This window comes from Paenibacillus ihuae (assembly GCF_001368795.1).
Classification (GTDB): domain Bacteria; phylum Bacillota; class Bacilli; order Paenibacillales; family Paenibacillaceae; genus Paenibacillus_AQ; species Paenibacillus_AQ ihuae.
Genome location: NZ_LN831200.1, coordinates 12,301 through 17,510, shown reverse-complemented (window position 1 = coordinate 17,510; position 5,210 = coordinate 12,301). Strand labels below are relative to the sequence as shown.

Below are 5,210 nucleotides of genomic sequence, written 5' to 3'. Positions count from 1 at the left end.
CCGGAGAATTTCCTCAGGGATACAACCGGATTCGTGCAAAGTTTGTTCTACAAGCCCGCTGGATATGTAGCGGGCTTCTTCCAAGATATCGGGAATCTGCATGATCTTGCTGAAGAGAACGAGCGGCTCAAAATTCTGGCTGCCCAGTACGCACGGGATAAAGCGACCTACAACTTCATAAAAGCAGAGAATGAGAATTACAAAGTAGAGCTGGATTTCCGTGAGGCCCAGAAAAAGCTCTACCAATATGAGCTGCATATTGCTCAGGTCATCAGCTTGACGACAGAGCCGAGCAATAGCTCGATAGTGATTGATCTTGGCTCTAAGGACGGAATCAAACCTAATATGTCTGTAATTTCTGTGGAAGGCTTGGTCGGAGTCATCAGTCAGGTAAGTAATTTCACTTCAACTGTGAAGCTTATGACAATGATGGATGCGAATGATCCTAATTCCCAGCCGCCGATTGCTGCAACTGTATTGAACAAAGAAAAGCAAAGCTTCGGGATGGTTGAAAGCTATGATCAGCAAACGGGAATGCTTAAGATGAACAAGATCCCGGTAGGCGACCCTATCGCTCCGGGAGATACCATTATTTCTTCCGGCAGCGGCGGCGTGTACCCGCGGGGATTGACCATTGGTACAGTGAAGAGTGTCCAGGAAGGGGAGTTCGGCTATACCTCGACTGCGCTCATTGACCCTACGGCTGACTTTCAGAATTGGAAGGATCTGTTCGTGGTGTTTACGGAGGAGCGTGTGGAATAGTGAGGATGCGCAGATCTGTTCTTGTACTGTTATTGTTTCTTTTATTTATTCTTCAGGGCACCATTCTACCCTGGCTGCTTCCGGATGCCTGGGAATTGCGGATTATTCCTAATCTTGTTTTTATCGTGATCCTGTTTGTAACGATCTATCATCACCGGCATACGGCACTTATCTTAGGACTATCTTTCGGCATGCTGCATGATATTGTTTACTACGGCAGAATTCTGGGTGCCCATTCCTTCGCAATGGGGCTGTCCGCTTATCTGATTGGTTTGGTCTTCCAGATTCCGCGCGCGCCGCTTCCGCTGATGATGACAGTTGTGCTGCTTGGCAGTCTGCTGGAGGACAGCATCCTGTTTGCGATTTACAGTGTGTTCAATCTCAATCAGGAGCCCTATAACTGGGCGCTTCTGAATTATATGCTTCCAACCATGCTCTTTCATTTTGCCGTCGGATTACTCTTATACATTCCGGTAAGGCGTCAGCTGGAATTATTGAAGAAAGAGACCCGCAAGGAAGAACCGGCATAACCGGGCTCCGCATTTTCTTTCACGCAAAGAAGGAATTTACCTGACCCGGAACGAATGAATGAGGATGGGGGGACAGGCATATGACAGTAAAATCCAAGCATGTAAGGATTAAGGGCATCAAGGACGGCCTGGTATTCCTGCTAGACGACAAGTGTCCCTTTGAAGATCTCTTAAGCGAGCTTCGCTATAAGCTGGAGCACAGCCATCAAAATATTTTAACAGGTCCGATTGTGCACGTGGATGTTAAGCTGGGGAGCCGCCCCGTCACCGATGAAGACAAAGCGGCGGTGCTGGAGATTCTAAAAAGTCAGGGCAATCTGCTGATTCGCTCTATTGAAGCGGTTGAAGATCAAGGTAATGTGGATCCTGAGGCCTTGTTCCTGATGAGCGGTATGCTTCGTTCCGGGCAAGTCCTGCATCACCAGGGCAATCTGTTGTTTCTGGGCGATGTGAATCCGGGAGGTACAATTACCTGTTCAGGTGATATTTATATTCTCGGAGCACTCAGAGGGATGGCTCATGCCGGAGTGGACGGCAATCAGGATGCGATTATTGCCGCTTCTTTATTGTCACCGACACAGTTGCGGATCGCCGATGTCATTAGCCGGCCTCCGGATGAATGGGGAACCCGGGAGAGCAGCATGGAATTTGCCTATTTATCGAGCGGCGCTATGCAGATCGACAAAATTCATAATATAGTCAAATTACGTCAGGGTTTAAATGTGTTTAAAGGGGTGTAGCCTCCATGGGAGAAGCGATTGTCGTAACCTCGGGCAAAGGCGGAGTTGGCAAAACAACCACAACAGCCAACATTGGAACCGCACTTGCATTGCAGGGCAAAAAAGTATGTCTGGTTGATACGGATATCGGACTGCGGAATCTGGATGTAGTTATGGGGCTGGAGAACCGGATCATCTATGACCTCGTCGATGTGGCGGAGGGACGCTGCCGCCTGAATCAGGCGCTGGTCAAGGACAAACGGTTTGATGAGCTGTATATGCTGCCGGCTGCACAGACGAAAGACAAGACGTCCGTTACCCCTGAGCAGGTAAAGGATATTATTCTGGAGCTGAAGAAGGAGTACGAGTACATCCTGATCGATTGTCCCGCCGGGATTGAGCACGGATTCCGCAATGCCATAGCCGGTGCTGATAAAGCTATTGTGGTTACCACTCCGGAGCATGCCGCTGTAAGGGATGCGGACCGGATTATCGGGCTGCTGGAGCAATCCAGTGTGGAATCCCCGAAACTGGTGGTCAACCGAATCCGGCCGGGTCTGGTCAAGTCGGGAGATATGCTCGATATAGAGGACATCCTTCAAGTGCTCAATATTGACCTGATTGGAATTGTTCCGGATGATGAGCTTGTGATCAAGGCGGCGAACAGCGGGGAGCCGACGGTGATGAATCCCAACTCGCCTGCGGCGATCGCTTACCGTAACATCGCGCGGCGTATTCTGGGTGATGCCGTACCGCTCATGCAGCTGGACCGCAAGCCGGGTGCATTTAGTAAATTTAAGAAATTTTTTGGTATGGGTTAAACGGTACGTAGAGCAATTATAGAATTATCCATGATAATCCCGCCTGCAGAGTATCTGCGGCGGGATTTTTCTTGGTATTCCCTTCCGTGGGGGCTTGTTCTAAACAGATGCTGCGGTCTCATAAACTAGCATTAAAACAAGCCCGCCGGAGGGATGAATATGGAACAGAATTCAGGCATCAAAGGACGCCGCAAGGAACGTATCCGCAGCCTGCTGGATGAGAACCCGGAAGCAGCGGCACCGCCGCTGTTTACGCTGAGCGATAATGTGACGAGCTATAAGGAATGGGGACTTGGGGAGCGAAGCGAGACACAAACTGGACCGGAGCCCGACCCTGAGCTCCTGTGGAAGCAGCAGCGCGGAGGCTGGATAGACGAGGGGGGCGGAGGCGGTACACCGCAGTTTGCCGCCGGATTTATCCGGCGTACTGTCGCCAGTGTCCTTGTGTTCGGGGCAGTGTGGGGCATCTTCATGTCCCGAGAGCCTTGGGCGGTTAAGGCGCAGGATTTTATTACCGATGTACTGAGTAATGACATGGATTTCGCAGCGGCACAGGTCTGGTATGAAGCGCATTTTAACGGGGCGCCCTCCTTTATTCCGATTTTTGGTGAAGATGAAGTGCCGGCGCAAAAGGTGAACGCGTCGCACACCTTAAACGCTCCGCTGGAGGGAAGCATCGTACGCGCCTTCGCTTCCACGCTGACAGGCGTGGAGATTATGCCTCTGGACGATTCAAGCGGCAATGTCACGGTGAAAAGTGTAGATACGGGCCGTGTGCTCTCTGTATCGAAAGAAGCACAGGGAGGAATCCGGGTTGTTGTTCGCCATACCGGTAATATAACAGCGGAATACGGCCATTTAAGTGGAACCAGATTATCGGCGGATGACTGGGTGCAGAGCGGGGATACTGTCGGCTGGATGCAGGATACGGAGAACCAGGCTGCGCCGCTGCTTTTTTTTGCAATTATGAAAGACAAGACTTATATTGATCCCGCTGAAGTGGTATCGTTTGATTAGGATATTAGGAATCCAGCTGTCGCTGCATCCGCTGTTCGTGCTGATTATGCTCCTCTCTGTCATTACCGGACAGTTCCTGGAACTGCTAACGTTATTTACAATCGTATTTATTCACGAAATGGGACATGTCATTGCCGCATTGCTTAATGGGGTTACGGTCAAGTCTGTCCAGCTGCTTCCATTTGGGGGTGTGGCTGTTATCGAGGATCACGGGCGGCTCACCGCCGGCCGGGAGATTACCATCGCGCTTGCCGGACCGCTGCAAAACGGAATTATGATTGTGATGGCTCTTCTCCTCCAGCATGCAGGAGGCGGCAATAGTGCCTTTCTTGCTTATTTTATACAGGCAAATGCCATTATTGCACTTTTTAATCTTTTGCCGGTGCTCCCTCTGGACGGGGGCAAAATCCTTCAGGCTGCGCTTAGCATGCTGGTGCCTTATTATTACACTCTCCTATGGAACGGCAGAGTGAGCATAACAGCAAGCGTGCTGGTCATTTGCTATGCGGTGCTTCCGCTTATGACAGGCGGCGGCCTGCGGCTGAACCTGTTGATGATCGGTGCTTTTCTGCTCTATTCGAATGTTACGGATCAGCGTAATCTGCCTTACCGCTTTGTGGCTTTTCTGATGAACAGGGAGGCGGCTTATGAACGGCATCTACGCTCGGGGAGTGCCGCACGTCCTATTGTTGCTTTTTCCGCGAAACCTTTAGATGATATATTGCGTCTATTTAAACGTAATCAATATCATTTTATTTATGTGATGAATGATGATAAAAATGTGGTAGCCGTTTTACCGGAGCAGCGCCTGATCTCTTCCTATTTCGGAATTTAGATACATGAATGATTGAATACCAGAGGTGAAGCCATGAAACAAATGATCGTTCACTGCACGCAGCATGTTACCCGGATGGCTCTTCTGGAGAACGGGCGGCTGGTGGAGTATGCGGCTGAGCGCGATCAGCAGCAAGGGCTGGTCGGCAGTTATTATAAAGGACGGGTTATGAATGTTCTGCCAGGCATGCAGGCCGCTTTTGTCGATATCGGACAGAAGAAAAATGCTTTTTTATATGTTGATGATGTACTTCATCCGCACTTGGACAAGCAGCCGGAGGTGAAGCCCTCCATTGATACACTGCTGCAGCCCGGCCAGGAGATCATCGTTCAGGTCCGCAAAGAGCCCCGCGGCGGCAAAGGAGCCAGGGTGACCACCCACTACACACTGCCTGGACGCTGGATGGTGTACATGCCTTATGCCGAATACGTCGGGGTGTCCAAAAAAATCAGCCGTGAATCGGAACGGAACCGGCTTAAAGTCATCGGCGAAAGACTGAGGCGGCGCGAGGAAGGGCTGATCATGC

Annotated in this window: 7 protein-coding genes; all 7 read left to right on the top strand. The window is 50.6% G+C overall.

Annotation, left to right across the window (positions count from 1 at the left end):
- The coding region (gene mreC, locus AQR02_RS22690) for a rod shape-determining protein MreC (protein WP_054942705.1) at positions 1-762 on the top strand (762 nt) is incomplete at its 5' end.
- Entirely contained in the window at positions 762-1,292 is a 531-nt protein-coding gene (gene mreD / locus AQR02_RS22685) for a rod shape-determining protein MreD (protein ID WP_054942704.1), read from the top strand. The genes mreC and mreD, both read left to right, overlap by 1 nt.
- 80 nt (positions 1,293-1,372) lie before the next feature.
- Complete coding sequence (gene minC, locus AQR02_RS22680; protein WP_054942703.1) at positions 1,373-2,032, top strand: septum site-determining protein MinC; 660 nt, start codon at positions 1,373-1,375, stop codon at positions 2,030-2,032.
- 5 nt (positions 2,033-2,037) lie between these two features.
- On the top strand, positions 2,038-2,832 hold the full coding sequence (gene minD / locus AQR02_RS22675; RefSeq protein ID WP_054942702.1) for a septum site-determining protein MinD: 795 nt from the start codon (positions 2,038-2,040) through the stop codon (positions 2,830-2,832).
- 159 nt (positions 2,833-2,991) lie between these two features.
- On the top strand, positions 2,992-3,849 hold the full coding sequence (locus AQR02_RS22670; protein ID WP_054942701.1) for a M23 family metallopeptidase: 858 nt from the start codon (positions 2,992-2,994) through the stop codon (positions 3,847-3,849).
- Positions 3,842-4,684, top strand: coding sequence for a M50 family metallopeptidase (locus AQR02_RS22665; protein ID WP_054942700.1), 843 nt, complete (start codon positions 3,842-3,844; stop codon positions 4,682-4,684). Before AQR02_RS22670 ends, AQR02_RS22665 begins: the two co-directional genes overlap by 8 nt.
- A 33-nt stretch (positions 4,685-4,717) precedes the next feature.
- Positions 4,718-5,210 (top strand): ribonuclease E/G (locus AQR02_RS22660; protein WP_187388823.1); only part of this gene is annotated, 493 nt, incomplete at its 3' end.

Bases quoted from the DNA above. Each gene is read 5' to 3' on its own strand.
- minC (WP_054942703.1), top strand. From the start codon at position 1,373: ATGACAGTAAAATCCAAGCATGTAAGGATTAAGGGCATCAAGGACGGC.
- minD (WP_054942702.1), top strand. From the start codon at position 2,038: ATGGGAGAAGCGATTGTCGTAACCTCGGGCAAAGGCGGAGTTGGCAAA.
- AQR02_RS22670 (WP_054942701.1), top strand. From the start codon at position 2,992: ATGGAACAGAATTCAGGCATCAAAGGACGCCGCAAGGAACGTATCCGC.